The following is a 20,509-nucleotide window of genomic DNA, read 5'->3' as shown; positions in this document are numbered from 1 at the left end:
CCGCAGGCCTCGCAGCCGCAGGCGGCGGCGGTTCCTCAAACAGCACAACCACAACCAGCACCGTCAGCACAAACTAAAATCACCTAGACACAACGATAAAAACACGCCGCAGATTGGCGCGCGCCTAATCCTTGCGGACGATTCGCATGATGCTTTCGACGTTAAAGTCCAGACGCTCGTTCAAGGCCTTTTCCTCCATCATGTCGCGTTGAAACAGGTAGGACCCGGTAAACCGGTTGGTCAGGTAGTAATAACCGATAGCAGCGATGGTGATATTGAGCTGGGTCGCATCAATGCCGGGGCGGAATTCTCCGCTTTCTTCGCCGCGTCTGAGAATGTCTTCGACCATCTCGACCAGCCCGCGGGTCGTTTCAGGCAGGCTGGACAGCGATTTGATATGGCGGGCGCGGTGCAGGTTCTCGCTGTTGACCAGAGTGATGAACTCGGGGTTCTTCAGGTAGTATTTCCATGTGAACCGCACCAGAGATTCCAGGGCGTCCGAAGGCGACAGGGATTCGAGTTTCAGCTTGCGTTCGGCGCTTCGGATATCGAGATAGGCTGCTTCCAGTACCGTTTGGAACAGCCCCTCTTTGCTGCCGAAATAATGGTATAACATGCGTTTGTTGGCGTTGGCGCGTTCGGCGATTTCGTCGACCCGCGCGCCGCCCAATCCGTGTTTGGCAAATTCCTTCTTCGCGGCCTGCAGGATGCGCGCCTTGGTCGCTTCGGCATCTCTTTTTTTCTTGGTTGTCGTCTTTTCGACCACAGCCGCCTCCCTTGTCATGTAGCTGTCCCGGCGCAGCAATTCTGGTCAGAGCATTTCACACAAATGGCCGAGGTTCTTCAACTGTTCCGTGCCAGCCGCCAATTCAGACCTTTCCTTTCCTAGTCTTAACGCTTGACACATCGTTTCGTAAAGAAGTAACTAGTTAGTGCATTAATGGCGTAGAGTGCCGCTGTGCGGGATCGTCGCCGGGGAGGGGTCGACACGCGAACGCCTTTGATCCCATGTGCTGATGGAAAAGGGAGGACGTCATGTCATTCATCAAGAAATACATCGAACAAGAGACGATAACCCGTCGTAACCTGCTGCTGGCATCTGCCTATGGCGTAGGCGGTGCAGCGATCTCTACCATGCTGGGTGGCATGGCGCGTGCGGCGATCACCGACCCGACCGTTGCCTGGTCGTATCGCAACCGGACGAACCCCTATTGGAATGAAATCGTTTCGGGTGGTGAGGCCTTTGTAGAAAGCCTCGGCAAGCCCAAGGATTTCCTGACACACCTGATCAACGAAGGTTCGTCGGAAAAGTCGCTGGCCGACGTCAAGGCGCTGCTGTCCAAGACCAATGGCGAGCTGGCGCTGGCCATCGACACCAATGACGCGCCCAACGCGCGTCCGGTTGTCGAATCCTGCGTGGAGGCGGGCGCATATGTGTCGACTCTGTGGAACAAGACTGACGACTTGCACCCTTGGGATTTCGGCGATCACTATGTCAGCCACATGAGCTGGTCCGACGAAGGCCCGGCGGAACAGACCGCGCGTATTCTGCTGGACGCCATGGGCGGTTCCGGCGGTGTCGTTCATCTGGGCGGTATCGCATCGAACAATCCGGCCATCGAGCGTCTGGCCGGTTTGAAAACCGCATTGCTGGACTACCCTGACGCGGAACTGCTGGCTGCGGAACCTGCGGACTGGGATACGCAAAAGGCCAACCAGGTCATGAGCGCCTTCCTCACCCGGTACGGTGACGAGATCAAAGGTGTCCACTGCGCCAACGACACCATTGCTTACGGTGTGCTCGAAGCGCTGCGGGCCGAAGGGATCGAAGACATGCCGATCGTGTCCTATGACGGCAACCCGCAGGCGGTTGAACTGGTCGGCGAGGGCAAAATCCTGGCCACCGTCTTTACCAACCCCCATTGGGGTGGCGGCATCACGGCGGCATTGGCCTATTACGCGGCCACTGGCCACTTCAAGCCGTCGGAAGAGCCGAATGAACACCGCGAGTTCTATGGTCCGACCATCATGGTCCGCCCCGAAGATGCGCAGGCGTTCAAGGCGCAGTATCTGGACAGTGCTCCGGTCTATGACTGGAAGGATTTCTGGTCCACGTCGAACGGCCAGATTCAGTACAAATAACGGTGCCTGCAGGCCGGTCCCTGAACCGGCCTGCTCACTAGGGTCTGCGGCGAACGCGACCCCGCCAATTCACTCAGTGGGAGGAAGCACGTGAGCAATGTGCTGACACGGGATGTGCTGATCAAATGGGCGCCCCTGATCGTCCTTTTGGTTCTGGTCCTGTTTTTCACAGCGATGGAGCCCCGTTTCTTTTCGCTGCGCAATTTTGCCCGCATCGGGATCTCGTCCGCGCCGGCGCTGATGGTGGCTATCGGTGTCACCTTCATCATCATCATGGGGTCGATTGACCTGTCGATGGAAGGCACCGTGTCGGTCTGTGCCGTGGTTTTTGCCTTTGCCTTTATCGGTTTGGGTGGAACGCTGGCGTCGTGGGCCTGGCTGGCCATTCCGCTGGCCTTGCTGGTGGGCGCGGCCATCGGGCTGGTGAACGGGCTTGTGCATGTCTTGCTGAAAATCCCCTCATTCATGGCCTCGTTGGCGATGGGGTTTGTGGGCACCGGTTTTGCCCTGCTGCTGACCGGCGGTGACCGGATCAGGGTCGAGGATGACCTGTTCCGGTCGCTGCTGACCGAGCGTTGGTTCGGGTTTCCGATCATGTGCTATGTCGCGCTGCTGTTCCTGCTGATCGCCTGGTTCATCCAGTCGCGCACCACGCTGGGCCGCAACTTCTACGCGGTTGGCGGTGGTGAGGAACTGGCCCACGCTTCGGGTCTGAACGTCAACCGCGTGCGGATTATGGGGTTTGCGCTGGCCGGTGTCTTCTATGCCGTTGGTGCGCTGCTGGCGGTTGGCCGGATCGGGATTGCCGAAACTGCGACGGGGTCGAATTTCATGTTCGTGTCGATCACCTCGGTCGTGGTTGGCGGCACCGCGCTGTGGGGCGGGATCGGCGGCGTGTGGAACACGCTGATCGGGGTGTTGATCGTAAATGTCATCAACAACGGCATGGTTGTGATCGGGCTGCCCGGCTACGTGCAGGACGGCGTTCTGGGCGTGCTGGTCATCGCTGCGGTGGTTCTGTCGACCGACCGCAAATCCGTAACCTTCGTGAAATAGGGGCGGGCAGATGTACGAACTGATCAATGTCGACAAGAAATTCCCCGGCGTCCACGCGCTGAAATCCGTGGATTTCAAGATCGGACGGGGTGAGATCGTGGGCCTCGTTGGCGAAAACGGCGCCGGTAAATCCACCCTGATGAAGGTGATCTATGGCGCCTATCAGCCTGATGGCGGCGACATCACCATCGACGGCACCAAAGTCCGGTTTCAGAACCCGCGCCAGGCGATGGATCACGGCATCGGCATGGTGTTTCAGGAGCAATCCCTGATCACCAACCTGACCGTGATGGAAAACATCTTTCTGGGGTTCGAGCAGCAATTCGTCAGCTATGGGGTGATCAACTGGAAAGCCATGGCCGAGGCCGCGCGCAAGCAGCTGGCCAAGGTCAAGCTGGATATCGACCCGGCCATGACCACCTCGAAACTGTCCTTTGCGCAGCGCCAGCTGGTCGAGCTGGCCAAGGTGCTGACGCTGGAGGAGCGGATCGACGGTGATCTGGTGATCCTGCTGGACGAGCCGACCTCAGTATTGGCGAAGGAAGAGGTCGAACTGCTGTTCAGCCTTGTGCGTGAACTGACCAACCGCGCCTCGTTCATCTTTGTCAGCCACCGTATGGACGAGGTTCTGGACCTGTCCGACCGCATCTATGTGATGAAGGATGGCGAGATTGTCGATGTCGTCGCCCATGACGACGCCGAGGTGGATGCCATCCAGCACAAAATGGTCGGGCGCGACGTCGACAAGGAATATTACCGCGAGCAGAAGCAGAAACCTTATCAGACCGAGGCACAGCCGCTGGTTGCCTTCAGCGACGTGTCCGTGGCCGGCAAATACGCGAATATCTCATTCGAGCTGCGTCCCGGTGAGGTTCTGTGTCTGGTTGGCACCGAAGGGTCCGGGCGTGAGGCGATTCTGCGCACGATTTTCGGCCTGGAAACGCCCTCCGCTGGCAGAGTCGCGCTCAAGGGGCAAACCGTCGGCAAGTTCAACGCCCAGGCCGGAGTGGCGGACGGCGTGGGGTACATCCCGCGTGAACGCAAGGTCGAAGGCATCGTGGCCGGGATGAATGTCTACGAGAACATGACGCTCAGCCAGATGGGGAATTACGCCAACTCGGGCGTGCTGCGTATTGGCGAGGAAAAATCGCTGGCCAAACAGTGGATCGACCGTTTGGCGATCAAGACGCCGGATGTCTACAAGGATTGCGGCGGGCTGTCGGGCGGCAACCAGCAAAAGGTGGTGCTGGCCAAATGGCGCTCGGCCGGGTCCGACATCATCCTGCTGGATCACCCGACGCGTGGATTGGATATAGGCGCCAAGGAAGACGTCTATGACATGGTGCGCGAGATGTCGGATGACGGCGTCGGCATCGTCCTGGTCGCCGACACGCTGGAAGAGGCCATCGGCCTCAGCCACACGATCATCGTTCTCAAGGACGGTGTCGAACAGAAACGTTTCGATTGCAGCCCGGGGGACAAGCCGTCGCTTTATGACCTTGTCCACCACATGATCTGAGGCCTGATCCATGAGTTTTGAACGTATCAAACCCCATCTGCCCTGGATCACCCTGCTGGTGCTGGTGCTGGTCGTCGGCGCGGCGGATTCCAACTTTCTGCGGCCGGCGAACCTGATCTCGATGATGGCCGACATTGTGCCGCTGTTCATCATGGCGCTGGGGATGACCTTTGCGATCTATATCGGCGGTATCGATCTGTCGGCGCAGTCCATCGCCAACATGACCACCGTGGTCGCGACCATTGCCTTGCCGACCTTTGGCATCGGTGCGGCGCTGCTGTGCATCCTGTCGGGTGTGGTGCTGGGCAGTATCTCGGGCTACGTGACGACGCGGCTTTACGTGCCGTCCTTCATCTCGACGCTGGCGGTTGGCGGTATCGCCTTTTCCGCGGCGCAATACATGTCGGGCCAGCGCGCCCTGTTCATGGATGCCACCCTGCGGGATTCGACCTTTGGCTGGACGACCGGCTCGGTCGCCGGGCTGCCAACCGAGCTGATTATCGCCGCCGTTCTGGTTCTGGCTGCATGGTTCCTGCAGTCGCGGACAACCTTCGGGCGCGCGCTCAAGGCGGTTGGTGCGGGGGAACCTGCGGCTGTCGCCTCGGGGCTGAACGTCAATCGGATCAAGATCATGGCATTTGCGTTGTCCGGCGGACTGGCGGCGATTGCGGGCTTGCTGTTCTCGATAAAACTCTCCGGTGGTTCTCCCACACTGGCGAACGGGTTCCTGCTGCCTGCAATCGTCGCGGTTCTGGTCGGGGGTACCCCGCTGACCGGCGGCGTGGGCGGGGTCATCAATACGCTGATCGGCACGCTGATCGTCGCGGTGATCCGGTCCTCGATGCTGTATTTCGAAGTCGATGCGACCCAGCAGCAGATGGTGTTCGGCCTGATCCTGATTGCGGCGATTGCCCTGACCATCGACCGGACCAAGCTGAGGGTCGTGAAATGACCGACACCATGAAAGCCGCGGTCCTCGTGAAACCCGGCCAGTTCGACGTGCGGGATGTTCCCCGCCCAGAACCCGGCAGGGACGAGGTTCAGGTGCGCATTTCACGGGTCGGTATCTGTGGCACGGATATCCATATTTTCAACGGCCACTACGCGGCGGAAAACCTGCCGATGATCCCGGGGCACGAATTCACCGGGACCATCTCTGAACTGGGCGGGGGCGTCTCGGGCCTGACCGTCGGTGCGCCGGTGGTTGTCGATATGAATATCGGCTGTGGCACCTGCTACTGGTGCAGGCGAAACGAGATCTTGAACTGCCCCGAGATGCAGCAGATGGGGATCACCAGGGATGGAGCTTTTGCCGAATACATCTGCGTTCCCGCGCGGCTGGTGATCCCGGCTCCGCAGGATACCCCACCTGAAGTTCTGGCGCTGACCGAGCCACTGGCCTGCGTTGTGCGCTGCGCCCGCAAGGCCAATATCACCTTTGGCCAGTCCGTCGTGGTGCTGGGCGCGGGACCGATCGGCAATCTGCACGTGCAATTGCTACGCACAATCGGGGCCGCCCCGATTATCGTGGCGGATGTGTCTGAAGACCGGGTGCGGATGGCGCTGGAGGCTGGCGCAGATGTGGGCGTGACCGATCCGGCGCAGTTGGAAGAGACAGTTCTGAAACACACCGACGGGCGCGGCGCAGACGTTGTGATCGAAAGCGTCGGTCTGCCGATGCTTTACCAGCAGGCTGCTCGTCTGATCCGCAAAGGCGGGCATATTGCGGCTTTCGGTATCACCGGCGCCGGGGAAACCCTGCCGGTCGATATTCTGCAAACCATTCTGCAGGAGAACTCGATCAAAGGCTCGGTCGCGGGGATGGGGCAGGATATGCACGACGCGCTGACGCTGTTGAGCCATGGCCGCATCGCGACCGAACGCTTTACCGGAAAAACCTTCCGCTTGCAGGGCATTCAAACCGCTTTCGACACACATGCAAAGCGGCCGCAGGATCTGAAAACGCAAATACAAATAAGACCTTAACATTAGGGGAAGTATCAAATGGGTAAAATTCTGATCATCTATGACAGCGAAAGCGACAGACGGTTTACCGAACTCGCCGTGCCATATGTGAAAGAGGGTGTCGAGCGGGTCGAGGACATGGAAATCCGCGTGAAATTCGTGGAGGACGCGACAACCGAAGATGTCTTCTGGGCCGATGGGATCGCGATTGGCTGCCCGACACATCTGGGCGGAATCTCATGGCGGATGAAGAAGTGGTGGGATGATCGGACGCCTGAAATCTGGTTCAAGACCGACGGAAAATTCGCGGTTCCCTTCACCTCGGCCGGGTCGCTCGGTGGCGGGGGCGAACTGACCTGTCAGTCGCTGAGCATCATGATGATGAACATGGGCTACTTTGTGTTCGGAATCACTGACTATGTCGCCAAGAAGGAAAGCTTGCATTACGGCGCAGTCTTTGCCGGCGAACCCCGCGCCGAGCACGCCATCGAAGCGTGTCGCCGTGCCGGGCAGCGGTTGGCGGAATGGGTGGGCTACTACATGGATGGTCGCAAAGAACTTCATCCTCTCGACGCGAATTATCAACGATTCTGGGAGCTTGCGGACTGATGGCAAAAGCACGTTTGCTGGTTGAACTGGATGTCAAACCCGACAAGGCAGAGGCCTTCGTCGAAATGTTCAAAGCCGAGTTTATCGCCCGATCGCGAAGCGAAGACGGGTGTGAGCAATACGAGCTTTGGCAATCCACCGATGCCCCGAACAAAATGACAATTGTCGAAGTCTGGAGCAGCAAGGATCACCTTGATGTGCATCTGGCGCAGGATTGGTTCGGAGAGTGGGCCCCCAGGATGGAGGCGATGCAAGCCACTCCCCTGGTTGTGCGCATGATGACATCCGCAGACGACTGAACATCGCAGTTTGCTCGCCCAGGTGCTTGCTTGGGGGGCGAACGCGGCAGAGAGGATCACATGGACAAATCCAGCCACATACTGACCCCGCCTTCCGAACCGCGCACGTTCGGGTTCTTCATGGATGGCAACTGGGTGCCCGCCGGGGATCGCGACGTGTTTGAACGGGCTTCGCCCGGACATGGTGTCCCTGTCACCCGAATTCCGCGCTGCACAGAAGAGGACTTGAACGCCGTGGTGGCCTCGGCGCGCAGGGCGTTTGATGACCGTCGTTGGTGTGGCCTGTCAGGGGCAGACCGGGGTGCGGTGCTGCTGAAAGCGGCGGAGCTGATCCGCCAGCGCACGGACGAGATCGCCTATTGGGAAACGCTGGAAAACGGCAAGCCCATCGCGCAGGCGCGGGCCGAGGTCAGCGGCTGTGTCGGTATGTTCGAATTTGCATCGGGTCTGGCGCGGGCGCTGCACGGGGACAGTTTCAACAACAGCGGTGACGGCGCGATGGGTATCGTGACCCGCGAACCGGTTGGTGTTGTCGGGCTGATCACCCCGTGGAATTTCCCGTTTCTGATCCTGTGCGAGCGGGTGCCTTATATCCTGGCCTCGGGCTGTACGATTGTCGCCAAACCCTCTGAGGTCACCAGCGCCACCACCCTGATGCTGGCCGAAATCCTGTCCGAGGCCGGGCTGCCGGATGGGGTGTTCAACGTGGTCACCGGGGCGGGCAGCGTGATCGGTCAGAAACTGGCAGAACACATGGATGTGGACATGCTGTCCTTCACCGGCTCGACCGCCGTGGGGCGCTCGGTCGTAGCAGCGGCGGGGCAGAGCAATTTCAAGAAGCTTGGGCTGGAGCTGGGCGGCAAGAACCCTCAGATCGTCTTCGCAGATGCGGATCTGGAGGATGCTGCCGACGGTGTTGCCTTTGGCATCGCGTTCAACACCGGTCAGTGTTGCGTATCGGGTGCGCGGCTGCTGGTGGAACGCTCGGTGGCGGACAAGTTCGCCGAAATGGTCGCCGACAAGCTGCGCAAAGTGCGCGTAGGTGATCCGCTGGACGAACGCACACAGGCCGGAGCCATCACCACCGACGCGCAAAACCGGACGATCCTGTCCTACATCGCCAAGGGTCAAGACGAGGGCGCGACCCTGCTGACCGGCGGCACCACGCCCGAAATCTCGGGCGGGCAGTATATTGATCCGGTCGTGTTCACGAACGTGACCAATGACATGGCGATTGCGCGGGAAGAGATTTTCGGGCCTGTTCTGGCGGTCATCCCGTTTGACACGATTGACGAGGCGATCTCGATTGCCAACGATACCGAATACGGTCTGGCGGCCAGTGTCTGGACCAAGAATATCGACAAGGCGCTGACCATCTCTCGTCGCGTTCAGGCCGGACGGTTCTGGGTGAACACAACTCTGGCCGGTGGACCCGAGCTGCCGATTGGCGGGTTCAAGGCCTCGGGCTGGGGTCGTGAGGCCGGGATGCATGGTGTCGAGGAATACACGCAGATCAAGTCGATCCATGTTGAGATCGGCAAGCGATCGCATTGGGTGGAGTGATGGCTGAATCCGGATATGACTATATCATCGTCGGCGGTGGCTCGGCCGGATGCGTTCTAGCCAACCGCCTGACCGAAGACAGCGCGGTCAGGGTGCTGCTGCTTGAGGCGGGCGGCAAGGACAGTCATCCATTGATCCACATGCCGGTGGGCTTTGCCAAGATGACCGATGGCCCTCACACATGGGGCTTTACCACCGTCCCGCAGGTCAACGCCAAAAACCGCGAGATTCCCTATGCGCAGGGCCGGGTGATCGGTGGTGGCAGCTCGATCAACGCCGAGGTGTTCACCCGTGGCAATCCCATCGATTACGACCGCTGGGCCAATGAGGAAGGCTGCGAGGGCTGGGCGTTCAAGGACATCCAGAAATACTTCGTCCGGTCCGAACGCAACGCCATCCTGTCCGGCGATTGGCACGGAACGGAAGGGCCGCTGGGAGTGTCCAACCTTGACGCCCCGCAGAAAATGACACGGGCCTTCGTGCGCTCGTGCCAGGAAGCGGGTATTCCGTACAACCCGGATTTTAACGGCCCGGTTCAGGAAGGTGCCGGGGTTTATCAGACGACCACGTGGAACGCGAAACGCTGTTCGGCGGCAGTGGGATATCTGAAACCGGCCCTGTCGCGCCCGAACCTGACCTTGGAAACCGGATGCCAGGTGCATCGCGTGGTGATCGAGGGCGGCCGGGCCACCGGCGTCGAATACGATCAGGGCGGACAGATGCGCAGGGCGGGCGCTGATCAAGAGGTTCTGGTGACCTCGGGCGCGATTGGGACGCCCAAGCTGATGCTGCTGTCAGGCATCGGGCCGGCTGCGCATTTGCGCGAGCATGGAATCGAGGTCCAGCAGGACCTGCCGGGTGTCGGCGAAAACCTGAATGACCATTTCGGTATCGACATCGTGGCTGAATTGAACGGCCATCACAGTCTGGACAAGTACAACAAGCCACACTGGGCGGTCTGGGCCGGTATGCAATATTACCTGTTCGGCTCGGGCCCGGTGGCGTCGAATGTCGTCGAAGGGGGCGCGTTCTGGTATGCGGACAGCGCCCAGCCTGCTCCGGACCTGCAGTTCCATTTCCTGGCCGGTGCAGGGGCCGAGGCCGGGGTGCCGAGCGTCCCCAAAGGCAGTTCCGGTATCACCCTGAACTCTTACACCCTGCGTCCCAAGGCACGTGGAACCGTGCGGCTGCGGTCAAACCGGGTTGAGGACATGCCGCTGGTCGATCCCAATTTCCTCGGCCACCCGGATGATCTGAAGGTCTCGGTCGAAGGGGTCAAGCACAGCGTCGAGATCTTCCGGCAGAAAAGCCTGCAGAAATACATCCGCCAGATTCGTTTCCCCGATGACAGTGTGAAAACGCAGGCCGATTACGAGGCCTATGCACGGCAATATGGCCGGACCTCATATCACCCGACCTGTACCTGCAAGATGGGCGTGGATGAAATGGCGGTGGTTGACCCGCAGATGCGTGTCCGGGGGATCGATGGGTTGCGGATTTGTGACAGCTCGGCCATGCCCAGCCTGATCGGATCAAACACCAACGCACCGACGATCATGATGGCGGAGAAGGCATCGGACATGATCCGGGGCAATCACTGAACCTCCCGGCTCTCAATGGCTCAGGGGTTTTCCCGGTAAAAAGGCGGTACCTTAAGTGGTACCGCCTTTTTCATTCAATCCCACTTGGGTGCCCAGGGTACCAGGTCTTCACCAACGATCCGGTAACCGGTGTGGGTTTTGGCATCAATCCGGGCCATGTCGCTGCTGGACAGGGTGAAATCCATAACATCGAAATTCGCGTCGATATTGGCGCGTTTGGTCGACATGGTGTTGATCGAAACGCCCTTTTGCAGAATCCAGCGCAGAACGACCTGGCCCGCTGTTTTGCCATAGGTCTTGCCGATCTCGTCAAAAATCGAGTGTTTGAAGACCTCGCCGCGTGCGACCGAGCAATAGGACGACAGGGGAATGCCGGTTTCCGCCGCCGCTGCCAGCAGAGTGTCCTGGTTGAGCAGCGGGTGGAATTCGACCTGATTGGTGACCAGCGGCGTATCGATGATCTTGACCGCGTCGCGCATCATCTGGGCGGTATAATTCGACACGCCGATATTCTTGGCCAGCCCCTTGGCATGGGCCTGTTCCAGCAGTTTCAGCGACGGGGCGATATCTTCGCCGATCGGCGGCCAGTGCAGCAACAGGACATCGACGTAGTCCAGCTGCAGTTTTTTCAGGCTTTCCTCGACCGAAGGCAGAAAGGCCTCGTCGGTGAAATTGTCGGGGTGAACCTTCGTGGTTACGCAGATCTCATCCCGTTCGAAACCGATCTCGGCCAGGGCGTCGCCGGTTTCCTTTTCATTTTCATACATTTGCGCGGTATCGAACGAACGGTACCCAACCTCGGCCGCAACTTTCATCGCGTCGCGAAGCTCGTCCCCGGTCAGGGGAAATGTGCCGAAAGTGCGTTGATTGGTTTTTTGAAAGTAAATGTTCACGGTAGTTCTCCCGAAGCAATCCCTAAAGTAACTTAATGGTTACTTAGTTTCAGGTCAATTCCCGCGATCTGCGGATTCCTGTTGATTTTCGCGGTCCCTCGCGGCATAAAGATATAACCAGTTAGTTACTTTTGTGGGGACCGCATGACCAAGCAGATGACGGCGCGCGAAGCAGCAAATCTTGTTCCTGACGGGGCGACCGTTGCGGTGAATTCGTCAAGCGGCCTGTGCTGTCCGGACGCGGTTCTCAGGGGTCTTGGTGAACGGTTTGACGACGAAGGTGCGCCGCGGGACCTGACGACGATTCACCCAATTGCAGCCGGTGACATGTTCGGCACCAAAGGGGTGGATCATATCGCCAAGCCAGGGCTTCTGACCCGGATCATCGGAGGATCGTACCCGTCTGGTCCCAGCAAGGCAGAACCCCCATTGGTGTGGCAGATGATCACCGCCGAACAGGTCCGCGCCTATAACGTGCCATCGGGAATTATCTTCGACATGCTGCGCGAAGCGGCGGCCAAGCGGCCGGGCGTTCTGACAAAGGTGGGCATGGATACTTTTGTAGATCCCGATATCGAGGGCTGTGCCATGAATGACGCCGCGCGCGCCGAGCCCATCGTCAAACGTATGGAGTTCGAGGGCGACGATTGGCTTTACTTCAAGTCCATGGCCCCCAATGTCGCGATCATCCGTGCAACCACGGCTGACGAAAAAGGCAACCTGAGCTTTGAGCACGAAGGTGCCTACCTTGGTGCGATGGAAATGGCGCTGGCGGCGCGAAACAATGGCGGAGTGGTCATCGCACAGGCCAAGCGCGTTGCCGCAGCGGGCAGCATCCGTCCGCATGACGTGCATGTGCCGGGCATTCTAGTTGATGCCATCGTTGAGGCGCCGGACCAGTTGCAAACCACGGCCACCGAATATGACCCGGCGATTTCGGGTGAGCTGACACGCCCGATCGAAAGCTTCCGTACGGCGGAATTCAATGTCGGTAAGGTGATCGCGCGCCGTGTGGCCATGGAACTGAAGGACGGCTGGGCGGTCAATATCGGCTTTGGCATCTCGGCCAATGTGCCCCGCATTCTGGTCGAGGAGGGGCTTCATGGTTCGGTCACATGGATGATCGAACAGGGGGCCGTGGGCGGCGTGCCGCTGTTGGACTTCAAGTTCGGTTGTTCCGCCAATGCCGAGGCTTTCGTACCCTCGCCGCACCAGTTTTGCTATTTCCAGGCGGGCGGGTTTGATGCCTCGCTCTTGTCCTTCCTCGAAGTTGACAAGAACGGGTCGGTCAATGTCTCGCGCCTGTCGGCCATTCCGCACCGAACGGCGGGGGCGGGCGGTTTTGTCGATATCACGGCGCGAGCCCGCAAGATCGTGTTTTCGGGCAATTTCAACGCCGGGGCCAAGATGACGATTGAAAATGGGCAAGTGAAAATCCTGCAAGAGGGCAAGGTTGCCAAATTCGTGGATGAAGTCGATCAGATTTCCTTCTCGGGCAAGCGCGCAAAGGCGCAAGGGCAGGACGTAACCTATGTGACCGAACGCTGCGTGATCAAGCTGACGGATCAAGGGTTGATGGTCACCGAAATTGCGCCCGGTCTGGACGTGCAGCGGGACGTTCTGGATCAGGCGGCAACGCCTTTGCTGGTGTCGGATGATCTGAAAACCATGGATGCGGCCCTGTTTGATCCGGTGCTTATGGGTCTGGACCTGTCTGCCGCGTGATGGACCATTTCCAGCTGGATATCAGCGACGGGATTGCCCGCCTGACGCTTGACCGTCCCGAGCGGCTGAACGCGCTGACCGAGAAGATGATGGACGATCTGATTGCGCTGTGCCGCCAGATCGAACATGCCGAAGAGGCGCATGTGGTGATCCTGACGGGGGCTGGCAAAGCCTTTTGCGCCGGTGGCGATATTGATGCCTGGGCCGCACGGTCGGCGGACGGCTTTGGGCGTCACTGGCTGCGCGATGGGCATCAGGCATTGGATGCGCTGGCCCGTCTGCGTCAGCCGATGATCGCGGTATTGAACGGCCATGTTCTGGGCGGCGGGCTGGAACTGGCGGCCTGTGCCGATTACCGCATTGCGGAATCGCATATCCGTATCGGGCAGCCGGAGCCTGCGCTCGGGATCATCCCCGGCTGGTCCGGGACACAGCGCACAGTGCGCCGTTTCGGCTCGCAACTGGTGCGGCGTATGGCAATATTTGGCGAGGAGTTTTCCGCAAGCGATGCGCTGGCCGCAGGTCTGGTCGATCAGGTCACTGAAAAAGGGCAGGGCCTTGCGGCGGCAACGGAACTGGCCAAGCGGATGCGCCATCGCGGGCCGGTCGCGACCGAGCTGGTGAAAATGCTGATCAACGCCGCCGAAGGCGAAGAGAGTGAGCGGGTGTTTGAATCACTGGCGGGCTGGGTTGCCGCTGCGCAGCCCGAGCTACAGGTCGGTCTGGCCGCATTCAAAGGCCGCAAAAAGGCAGATTTCTGGTAAACGTCTCTGGGAAGGAAGAATGAAATGATACGTCATCTGGTGCATCTGCGCTTTGAAAGCGATGTTTCCGAGGTTGAGAAGTCTGCGCTTTTCAAGGATCTGGAAGGTCTGAAAGGTCATATCGACGGCATTCTCGATTTCCAGAGCCGCAGGAACGTGTCCGTCGAAACCGATCTTGTGCGCGATTTCAACGACATGTTCTGGTTCGATTTCCGCGACGCGGCGGTGCGCGATGCCTATCTGGTCGATCCGACCCATCAGGAGATCGGCGGCCGGATCGTTGCGAAGACCGTGGGCGGTGTGGATGGCGTGTTTGTCTGCGATATCGAGGTCTGATCGCGGGGTCTAACAACAGGTTCTGAAGCGATCCACGATCACGTCCAGAACCTCATTCGGGTCCCGTTTCCACCAGTTTTCAGCCGAGAAGATTTCGACCTCGCACAAGCCATCATAGCCGGCATCTTCCACGGCTGCGCGCAGCGCATGCAGATCGGCAACGCCGTCGCCCATCATCCCTCGGTCCAGCAGAATATCCGACGTATCAGCCAGCCAATCGCACAGGTGATAGCCATAAACGCGTCCCTTTGCTCGGGTCGAAAGGGTGTCGGCCAGCGTTGTATCCCACCAGACATGGTAGACATCGATCGCGACACCCACATTGTCCGCGCCAACCACATCACAGACATTCAACGCATCCGCGGCGGTCATCAGGCAGGTGCGGTTACCGGCGGTCGCGGGGTTCAGCGGCTCAAGGGCCAGTTTCACGCCGCGCTCAGCCGCGTACGGGGCGGCGCGCGCCACGCGGTCCGCGAGGATTTTCTGGCTTTCCAGAACGCCTTTGGTTCCCGGTTCAGGTCCGCCGGTCACGATGGTCAGAACCTGGGTTTCCAGCGCCGCGGCCTGATCGATGGACAGGTGAAAATCGTCCATGATTGCTTGATCCGACGGCAAGGCAAGTGGCCCGGTCAGGAACGGCGTGCGGCACAGGCCCACAACCTGCATCCCGGCGGCGCAAACACGCTGGCCAATCTGCGCCGCGCGCCCGTCCAGCTCGCGCCGCCAGAAGGTGATCCCGCCATATCCCCGTGCCGCGCAGGCGTCGATCACCTGCTCTGGGCTCCACCCCGCGCCGTAGCCATCAAGATTGTGGCCCAGCGTCGCCGTGTTCAGCGCCAGCGCGGAATGGTCGTTCGAGAAATCGCGCAAAGCTCAGACCCCGTGGAGTTTCAGCATATGCCCCATCCGCTCAATCGCCAGATCGGGATCGCGCAGCAGCCCGCATTCATCGGCCATTTTAAAGCAATCGGTGAAATAGGGCAGGGACCGTGTCGCCTGCGCGCCGTTCAGCATGATGAAATGGTCCTGAAACCCGTTCAGCCAGGCCAGGAACACCACCCCGGTTTTGTAGTACTGCGTTGGCGCACGGAAGATATGGCGGGCCAGCGGGACCGTCGGGTCCAGCGTTGCGCGGAAGGTCTTGGCGTCCCCTTCGCTCAGCTTGCTGACCGCATAGGCCGCTGCCGGGGCGAGGGGGTCAAATATCCCCAGCAGCGCATGCGAGTGGCCCAGATCGTCGCCTTCGATCAGTTCGGGGTAGTTGAAGTCGTCGCCCGTATACATGCGGACGCCTTCGGGCAGACGGCGGCGCATGATCACCTCTTTCTCGGCGTCCAGAAGCGAGATTTTGATGCCGTCCACCTTGTCCACATTGGCGCCGATGATCGACAGCACGGTTTCCAACGCGTCTTCGAAATTGTCGGCACCCCAGTAACCGGCTAATTGAGGGTCAAACATTTCGCCCAGCCAGTGCAGAATGACAGGCTCATCACAGGCGTCCAACACGTCATTGTAGACCGAGATATAGTCGTCCGGCCCGGTTGCCACCTTCGCCAATGCGCGCGAGGCCATCAAGATGATGCGCCCGCCCAGTTTCTGGATTGCCTCGACCTGCTCAAGATAGGCGCGGCGCACGTCGTCCAGCGATTTGGCGTCCGCGGGGTCCAGATGATCCGTGCCGCAGCCATTGCCGACCAGCGCGTCGGGCAGCTCTTCCTTGGTGCGCCGGATCAGCTCCAGCGCGCCGGTCCAGTCCAGCCCCATACCGCGCTGTGCGGTGTCCATCGCCTCGGCAATGCCCATGCCCATGCCTGCCAGATAGTGGCGGAATTCCATGGTCTTACCCCAATCCACATGGGCCGGGCCGGTCGGGTCGTGATCACCAAACGGGTCCGCCACCACATGGGCGGCCGAATACAGAATCCGGGCCGAGTTCGGGGTCAGTTTCGAAGGCTGAACCGGGGTGCCGATCAGCGCGTAATCATGCAGTTTTCCGGTGGTATCGGGCAGCTGAATTTTCATCGAAACACCTCAGAAACGGGGAACAAGCATACCGGCATCGGCCGAGATGGCCTGACCGGTTGTGTAGGGAAGTTTGCCGCTGGCCAGAGAAGCGATGATCCGGCCTATATCCTCGGGCTGGCCGACGCGGGGGAACAGGGTCAGCCCGTCCTTGGCACGTTGGTCGTACATTTCAATCACCGGGGCGGTCATGTCGGTGGCGATCAGGCCGGGCTGCACATCATAGACAGCGATGTTTTCCTGCCCCAGACGCACGGCGAAGGTTTTCGAGATCATCGCCGCCGCCGCCTTGGATGCGCAGTACTCGGCGCGGGGAACGGCCACCGCCACCGCATTCGACGACGTCACGTTGACGATGCTGTGAAACAGCTCGGGATCGCGGTCGCGGGCCACAAGCCGCTTGGCAAAGGCTTGCGACAGAAAGAACATCGCCTTGGTGTTGACGGCCATGCAGCGGTCATAGCTGGCCTCGGTAACGTCCAGCAGATCGCCGCGTTGCATCACGCCCACGCCTGCGTTGTTCACCAGCGTTGTCAACGGGCCGATGTCGGTTTCAACCGCGGCCAGTTGGGCGTCATGCGTGTCGATTTCAGAGACATCAAAGGCCGCCGCCACCGCCGGAACGCCTAGGGCGCGGATGGTGTCCAGCGCGCCCTGCAGTTCATCGTCCATCTGGGGGCCATTTACGGCAATGGCAAAGCCTTCGCGTGCCAGAGCCACGGCTGCCGCCAGCCCGATCCCGCGAGAGGACCCGGTCACAAGTGCTGCGGGGCGGCTCATGCGGCAGCCCCTTTTGCCAAGAGTTCACGGGCAATGATCATGCGCTGAATCTGGTTGGTGCCTTCGTAAATCTGGGTGATCTTGGCGTCGCGATACAGGCGCTCGACCTCGAACCCGCGAATATAGCCAGACCCGCCAAAGACCTGCACCGCGTCCGAGGACCGCTGCACCGCCATGTCCCCCGCAAAGCACTTGGCCATCGAGCAGGCTTTGGTGGCGTCCTGACCGGTGTCGATCTTGTAGGCGGCGGAATGGACCAGAAGGCGGGCGGCCTCGACATCCTTGGCAATGTCGGCCAGCAGCCATTGGACCCCCTGAAAATCCGCGATGGGCTTGCCGAACTGTTTGCGCTGTTGGGCATAATCCGTTGCGGCCTCAAGTCCCGCTTGACCTATGCCAACCGCCAGTGCGGCGATACCGACGCGGCCCTTGTCCAGAACGCTCATCATCATGTGAAAGCCGCGCCCTTCGGTGCCCAGCAGGGCATCGGCCGGCAGGCGGACGTCATCGAAAGACAGCGGGCCAACCTGGCTGGCGCGTTGGCCCATCTTGATCTCTTTGGGGCCGCGGGTGACGCCGTCGGCGTGCAGATCGACCATGAAAATCGACATGCCACGATGCCCGGCCGCTGGGTCGGTGCGGGCCAGAACAAAGCCCACATCAGCGACCGGGGCATTGTGAATCCAGATCTTGCCACCGTTCAGCACCCAGCCGTCGCCGTCACGCACCGCCGTCGTGCGAATGCCCGACACATCGGTGCCGGCTTCGGGTTCGGTGATGCAATAGGCCGGGCGTAGCTTGGCGGCCAGAAGATTCCCCAGCCACTTGCCTTGCTGTTCCGGCGTTCCGTGGCGCACCAGCAGGGTCGTGACCAATTCCAGCAATCCGCATTGATCGGCAATCGAGGCATAGCCACGCGACAGCTCCTCCATCACCAGCGCGTAGGTAACCGTGTCGAAGCCTGGCCCGCCAAGTTCCTCGGGTACGCCGATGCCGAACAGGCCCAGTTCGGCCATCTGGTCATAGATTTCGGTTGGAAAACGCGAGTCGCGATCCAGTTCCTCGGCGGCAGGGCGAATGACGTCCTCGGCGAACTGCCGGGTCATATCGCGAACCTGAAGGTGGGTTTCGGTCAGAAACATCGTAGCGCCCCGTAATGTAACTAATCAGTTACTAATACGCGTCGCCGGGGCGGTTCGTCAAGTGGGTTGATCGGTTTCGCCATATGAGTTAAATAACCAAATAGTTACTTAATAACTGCGCAAATATCGGCGATCCGGTTTGCATTTGGGAGGCTTGCATGAATCCGAACACACTGAACAAGTTTGGCCGGGTGGATCTGAACGTATCCGCCTTTGGCTTTGGCACTGCGCCGATTGGCAACATCTTTCGCGAGATTGACGAGGCAACGTCGGACGCGATGATCCAGCACGCTTGGGACAGGGGCGTTCGGTATTTCGACACCGCCCCGATGTACGGGCACGGCCTGTCTGAAATGCGGACGGGGCACAGCCTGCGCTGGAAGGACCGGGGTGATTTCATCCTGTCGTCCAAGGTCGGCCGGGTTCTGAAACCCGCGCGCCGTCAGGACATCAATTTCGAGCCCTGGACCAATGCCGCACCCTTCACGATGCATTTCGACTATAGCTATGACGGGATCATGCGGTCATTCGAAGACAGCCTGCAACGTATGGCGCTGGAACATATGGATATCTGCTTTATCCACGATATCGACGTGTTCACGCGCGGCGCGGAGCAACCCGAAGTGTTCAAGCAAGCCATGGACGAAGCCTGGAAAGCGCTGGAGAGCCTGCGTGATCAAGGTGTCGTCAAAGCCATCGGTGTCGGCGTCAACGAATGGGAAGTGTGCCACGCTGCACTTGAGCAGCGAGACTTTGACTGCTTCCTTCTGGCCGGGCGCTATACGTTGCTGGAACAGGACGCTTTGGACAAGTTCCTGCCGCTCTGCGAAGAGCGCGGCGCCGCAGTTGTGGTCGGCGGCGGCTTCAACTCAGGCATTCTGGCGACGGGTGCGAAAGAAGGGGCCAAGTACAACTACGCTCCGGCCCCTGCCGACATCATGGACAAGGTCAGCAAGATCGAAGCCGTCTGTGCCGAATACAACGTGCCCCTGCCCGCCGCCGCGCTGCAGTTCGTGGTCGCGCACCCGGCGGTACCAACCTTCATGGCGGGCACCCGTACGGTCGAGCAGTTGGATCAGAACCTGAACTGGTTCAGCCATGACATCCCGGCCGAGTTCTGGGCGGACCTGAAAACCAAGGGTCTGCTGCGCGAAGACGCTCCGGTTCCGGAATGACCGCTGACCCTCTGACTGCAGGCGTCTATGGCTATCACGACCTGCAGATCGGGGATGTGATGAAAACCGGGTCTGCCGAAATAACGGCGGACCGGATTTCGGACTTTGCCGACCTGACCGGCGACAAATACCCGCTGCATCTGGATGACGATGTGGCCCGACAGCTTGGCTACAAGGCGCGGGTGGCGCATGGGCTGCTGGTCCTGTCGGTGGTGGACGGGCTTAAGTTTCAGTCCGATGCACGGCCTGACGGGCTGGCATCGCTGGGGTGGAACTGGCGGTTCGAACAGCCGGTTTTTGCCGGGGATACGATCCGGGCTGAACTGCATGTCGTTTCAAAACGCGAAACCTCATCCGGTCGGCGCGGAATCGTGGCCTTCCGGTTCGACGTTTTCAATCAGGAAGGTCAACGGGTGCAACAGGGCACGAATGAGTTGATCTTCGACCTGTGATCAAAGCTGCAAAACTCCAGGATCAAGGGAAAGACATGTCTGTTTCATTCACCAAACGCTTCATCTCGCAGGGTGCTGCAAACGCGGCGGTGCAGGAGGCCCTGGCTCACGCCGCTGAGAACGGGTGGCAGGTTGCGGCCGTTGTTGTTGACCCCAGCGGTCACATGGTTGCTGCGGGGCGCATGGATGGTACCCCGGCAGCGGTGGCTGACTTTGCGCTCGACAAGGCCAGAACCGCCGTTTTGGGCAAAACCACACGCGCCTTTGCAGAACGCATGTTGTCGGCGCCCGCGTTGCAACTGGGTTTGTCCAACCGTCCCAACCTATGTGCCTGGGATGGCGGGATGCCTATTCTGGAAGACGGCCAGCTGATCGGTGCGATCGGAGTGTCCGGCGCCGCTGGTCCTGACGACATTCTGTGTGCCGAGGCTGGGGTTCGGTCAATTGGTCTGACCGTGTGATGCGC

Annotated in this window: 21 protein-coding genes; 15 read left to right on the top strand and 6 right to left on the bottom strand. The window is 60.0% G+C overall.

What is annotated here, in order from left to right:
- Positions 1-124: 124 nt before the first annotated feature.
- Positions 125-784 carry a TetR/AcrR family transcriptional regulator gene (locus ACR0NT_RS18270; protein ID WP_170448827.1) on the bottom strand — a complete coding sequence of 220 codons (660 nt, stop codon included), beginning with the start codon at positions 782-784 and terminating at the stop codon, positions 125-127.
- Positions 785-1,035: 251 nt separating this feature from the next.
- On the opposite strand from ACR0NT_RS18270, the gene ACR0NT_RS18265 reads away from it, so the two are divergent.
- The 9 genes from ACR0NT_RS18265 to ACR0NT_RS18225 all read left to right on the top strand — a co-directional run bounded on the left by ACR0NT_RS18265 (position 1,036) and on the right by ACR0NT_RS18225 (position 10,754).
- A complete protein-coding gene (locus tag ACR0NT_RS18265; RefSeq protein WP_170448825.1) occupies positions 1,036-2,142 on the top strand; it encodes a sugar ABC transporter substrate-binding protein in 1,107 nt (368 codons plus the stop codon).
- A gap of 90 nt (positions 2,143-2,232) precedes the next feature.
- Positions 2,233-3,198 carry an ABC transporter permease gene (locus ACR0NT_RS18260; RefSeq protein ID WP_170448823.1) on the top strand — a complete coding sequence of 322 codons (966 nt, stop codon included), beginning with the start codon at positions 2,233-2,235 and terminating at the stop codon, positions 3,196-3,198.
- Between the two features lie 10 nt (positions 3,199-3,208).
- Positions 3,209-4,717, top strand: coding sequence for a sugar ABC transporter ATP-binding protein (locus tag ACR0NT_RS18255; RefSeq protein ID WP_170448821.1), 1,509 nt, complete (start codon positions 3,209-3,211; stop codon positions 4,715-4,717).
- A 10-nt stretch (positions 4,718-4,727) separates the two neighbouring features.
- Positions 4,728-5,669, top strand: coding sequence for an ABC transporter permease (locus tag ACR0NT_RS18250; protein WP_170448819.1), 942 nt, complete (start codon positions 4,728-4,730; stop codon positions 5,667-5,669).
- Positions 5,666-6,703 carry a zinc-dependent alcohol dehydrogenase gene (locus ACR0NT_RS18245; RefSeq protein ID WP_480443467.1) on the top strand — a complete coding sequence of 346 codons (1,038 nt, stop codon included), beginning with the start codon at positions 5,666-5,668 and terminating at the stop codon, positions 6,701-6,703. Before ACR0NT_RS18250 ends, ACR0NT_RS18245 begins: the two co-directional genes overlap by 4 nt.
- A gap of 18 nt (positions 6,704-6,721) precedes the next feature.
- Positions 6,722-7,291: a flavodoxin family protein gene (locus ACR0NT_RS18240; RefSeq protein ID WP_170674959.1), complete on the top strand. Its 570-nt coding sequence runs from the start codon at positions 6,722-6,724 to the stop codon at positions 7,289-7,291.
- The gene (locus tag ACR0NT_RS18235) at positions 7,291-7,590 is read left to right on the top strand and encodes a putative quinol monooxygenase (protein ID WP_170674958.1); all 300 of its coding nucleotides are present in this window, start codon (positions 7,291-7,293) and stop codon (positions 7,588-7,590) included. The genes ACR0NT_RS18240 and ACR0NT_RS18235 overlap by 1 nt, the downstream gene beginning before the upstream one ends.
- A 60-nt stretch (positions 7,591-7,650) precedes the next feature.
- Positions 7,651-9,153 (top strand): aldehyde dehydrogenase family protein, encoded by a 1,503-nt coding sequence (locus tag ACR0NT_RS18230; protein ID WP_170674956.1) that lies wholly within the window; start codon positions 7,651-7,653, stop codon positions 9,151-9,153.
- On the top strand, positions 9,153-10,754 hold the full coding sequence (locus ACR0NT_RS18225; protein WP_170674954.1) for a GMC family oxidoreductase N-terminal domain-containing protein: 1,602 nt from the start codon (positions 9,153-9,155) through the stop codon (positions 10,752-10,754). The genes ACR0NT_RS18230 and ACR0NT_RS18225 overlap by 1 nt, the downstream gene beginning before the upstream one ends.
- Before the next feature lie 74 nt (positions 10,755-10,828).
- On the opposite strand, the gene ACR0NT_RS18220 is transcribed toward ACR0NT_RS18225, so the two are convergent.
- A complete protein-coding gene (locus ACR0NT_RS18220; RefSeq protein ID WP_170674952.1) occupies positions 10,829-11,647 on the bottom strand; it encodes an aldo/keto reductase in 819 nt (272 codons plus the stop codon).
- A gap of 144 nt (positions 11,648-11,791) precedes the next feature.
- Between ACR0NT_RS18220 and ACR0NT_RS18215 the strand changes: the two genes are divergently transcribed.
- From ACR0NT_RS18215 to ACR0NT_RS18205, 3 genes are read left to right on the top strand one after another with little or no spacing between them, the layout of a single operon-like run.
- Positions 11,792-13,372 carry an acyl CoA:acetate/3-ketoacid CoA transferase gene (locus ACR0NT_RS18215; RefSeq protein ID WP_170674950.1) on the top strand — a complete coding sequence of 527 codons (1,581 nt, stop codon included), beginning with the start codon at positions 11,792-11,794 and terminating at the stop codon, positions 13,370-13,372.
- Positions 13,372-14,136: an enoyl-CoA hydratase/isomerase family protein gene (locus ACR0NT_RS18210; RefSeq protein WP_170674979.1), complete on the top strand. Its 765-nt coding sequence runs from the start codon at positions 13,372-13,374 to the stop codon at positions 14,134-14,136. Before ACR0NT_RS18215 ends, ACR0NT_RS18210 begins: the two co-directional genes overlap by 1 nt.
- Before the next feature lie 24 nt (positions 14,137-14,160).
- Positions 14,161-14,472 carry a Dabb family protein gene (locus ACR0NT_RS18205; RefSeq protein ID WP_170448804.1) on the top strand — a complete coding sequence of 104 codons (312 nt, stop codon included), beginning with the start codon at positions 14,161-14,163 and terminating at the stop codon, positions 14,470-14,472.
- A gap of 9 nt (positions 14,473-14,481) precedes the next feature.
- Here the strand turns inward: ACR0NT_RS18205 and ACR0NT_RS18200 are convergent, their stop codons facing one another.
- Genes ACR0NT_RS18200 through ACR0NT_RS18185 form a run of 4 tightly spaced genes read right to left on the bottom strand, consistent with a single transcriptional unit; the run spans position 14,482 to position 18,416 of the window.
- Complete coding sequence (locus ACR0NT_RS18200; protein WP_170674948.1) at positions 14,482-15,342, bottom strand: sugar phosphate isomerase/epimerase family protein; 861 nt, start codon at positions 15,340-15,342, stop codon at positions 14,482-14,484.
- Between the two features lie 3 nt (positions 15,343-15,345).
- Complete coding sequence (locus ACR0NT_RS18195) at positions 15,346-16,494, bottom strand: dihydrodipicolinate synthase family protein (RefSeq protein WP_170674946.1); 1,149 nt, start codon at positions 16,492-16,494, stop codon at positions 15,346-15,348.
- 9 nt (positions 16,495-16,503) lie between these two features.
- Positions 16,504-17,274 carry a 3-ketoacyl-ACP reductase gene (locus ACR0NT_RS18190; RefSeq protein WP_170448797.1) on the bottom strand — a complete coding sequence of 257 codons (771 nt, stop codon included), beginning with the start codon at positions 17,272-17,274 and terminating at the stop codon, positions 16,504-16,506.
- Positions 17,271-18,416: an acyl-CoA dehydrogenase family protein gene (locus ACR0NT_RS18185; RefSeq protein WP_170448796.1), complete on the bottom strand. Its 1,146-nt coding sequence runs from the start codon at positions 18,414-18,416 to the stop codon at positions 17,271-17,273. Before ACR0NT_RS18185 ends, ACR0NT_RS18190 begins: the two co-directional genes overlap by 4 nt.
- Positions 18,417-18,574: 158 nt before the next feature.
- Between ACR0NT_RS18185 and ACR0NT_RS18180 the strand changes: the two genes are divergently transcribed.
- The 3 genes from ACR0NT_RS18180 to ACR0NT_RS18170 are packed head-to-tail and all read left to right on the top strand — an operon-like array spanning position 18,575 to position 20,504.
- Complete coding sequence (locus ACR0NT_RS18180) at positions 18,575-19,591, top strand: aldo/keto reductase (protein ID WP_170448794.1); 1,017 nt, start codon at positions 18,575-18,577, stop codon at positions 19,589-19,591.
- Positions 19,588-20,043, top strand: a complete 456-nt coding sequence (locus tag ACR0NT_RS18175; protein ID WP_170448792.1) for a MaoC family dehydratase — start codon at positions 19,588-19,590, stop codon at positions 20,041-20,043. The genes ACR0NT_RS18180 and ACR0NT_RS18175 overlap by 4 nt, the downstream gene beginning before the upstream one ends.
- 35 nt (positions 20,044-20,078) lie before the next feature.
- Positions 20,079-20,504: a heme-binding protein gene (locus tag ACR0NT_RS18170; protein WP_170448789.1), complete on the top strand. Its 426-nt coding sequence runs from the start codon at positions 20,079-20,081 to the stop codon at positions 20,502-20,504.
- Positions 20,505-20,509 lie beyond the last annotated feature (5 nt).

This window comes from Ruegeria sp. AB10 (assembly GCF_056542745.1).
The sequence above is the reverse complement of the archived record's forward strand: the minus strand, read 5'-3'. Positions and strand labels throughout refer to the sequence as shown.

Coding starts and splice junctions, on each gene's coding strand:
- ACR0NT_RS18270 (WP_170448827.1), bottom strand. CDS start 784: ATGACAAGGGAGGCGGCTGTGGTCGAAAAGACGACAACCAAGAAAAAA.
- ACR0NT_RS18265 (WP_170448825.1), top strand. CDS start 1,036: ATGTCATTCATCAAGAAATACATCGAACAAGAGACGATAACCCGTCGT.
- ACR0NT_RS18255 (WP_170448821.1), top strand. CDS start 3,209: ATGTACGAACTGATCAATGTCGACAAGAAATTCCCCGGCGTCCACGCG.
- ACR0NT_RS18250 (WP_170448819.1), top strand. CDS start 4,728: ATGAGTTTTGAACGTATCAAACCCCATCTGCCCTGGATCACCCTGCTG.
- ACR0NT_RS18245 (WP_480443467.1), top strand. CDS start 5,666: ATGACCGACACCATGAAAGCCGCGGTCCTCGTGAAACCCGGCCAGTTC.
- ACR0NT_RS18240 (WP_170674959.1), top strand. CDS start 6,722: ATGGGTAAAATTCTGATCATCTATGACAGCGAAAGCGACAGACGGTTT.
- ACR0NT_RS18235 (WP_170674958.1), top strand. CDS start 7,291: ATGGCAAAAGCACGTTTGCTGGTTGAACTGGATGTCAAACCCGACAAG.
- ACR0NT_RS18230 (WP_170674956.1), top strand. CDS start 7,651: ATGGACAAATCCAGCCACATACTGACCCCGCCTTCCGAACCGCGCACG.
- ACR0NT_RS18225 (WP_170674954.1), top strand. CDS start 9,153: ATGGCTGAATCCGGATATGACTATATCATCGTCGGCGGTGGCTCGGCC.
- ACR0NT_RS18215 (WP_170674950.1), top strand. CDS start 11,792: ATGACCAAGCAGATGACGGCGCGCGAAGCAGCAAATCTTGTTCCTGAC.
- ACR0NT_RS18210 (WP_170674979.1), top strand. CDS start 13,372: ATGGACCATTTCCAGCTGGATATCAGCGACGGGATTGCCCGCCTGACG.
- ACR0NT_RS18205 (WP_170448804.1), top strand. CDS start 14,161: ATGATACGTCATCTGGTGCATCTGCGCTTTGAAAGCGATGTTTCCGAG.
- ACR0NT_RS18195 (WP_170674946.1), bottom strand. CDS start 16,494: ATGAAAATTCAGCTGCCCGATACCACCGGAAAACTGCATGATTACGCG.
- ACR0NT_RS18190 (WP_170448797.1), bottom strand. CDS start 17,274: ATGAGCCGCCCCGCAGCACTTGTGACCGGGTCCTCTCGCGGGATCGGG.
- ACR0NT_RS18185 (WP_170448796.1), bottom strand. CDS start 18,416: ATGTTTCTGACCGAAACCCACCTTCAGGTTCGCGATATGACCCGGCAG.
- ACR0NT_RS18180 (WP_170448794.1), top strand. CDS start 18,575: ATGAATCCGAACACACTGAACAAGTTTGGCCGGGTGGATCTGAACGTA.
- ACR0NT_RS18175 (WP_170448792.1), top strand. CDS start 19,588: ATGACCGCTGACCCTCTGACTGCAGGCGTCTATGGCTATCACGACCTG.
- ACR0NT_RS18170 (WP_170448789.1), top strand. CDS start 20,079: ATGTCTGTTTCATTCACCAAACGCTTCATCTCGCAGGGTGCTGCAAAC.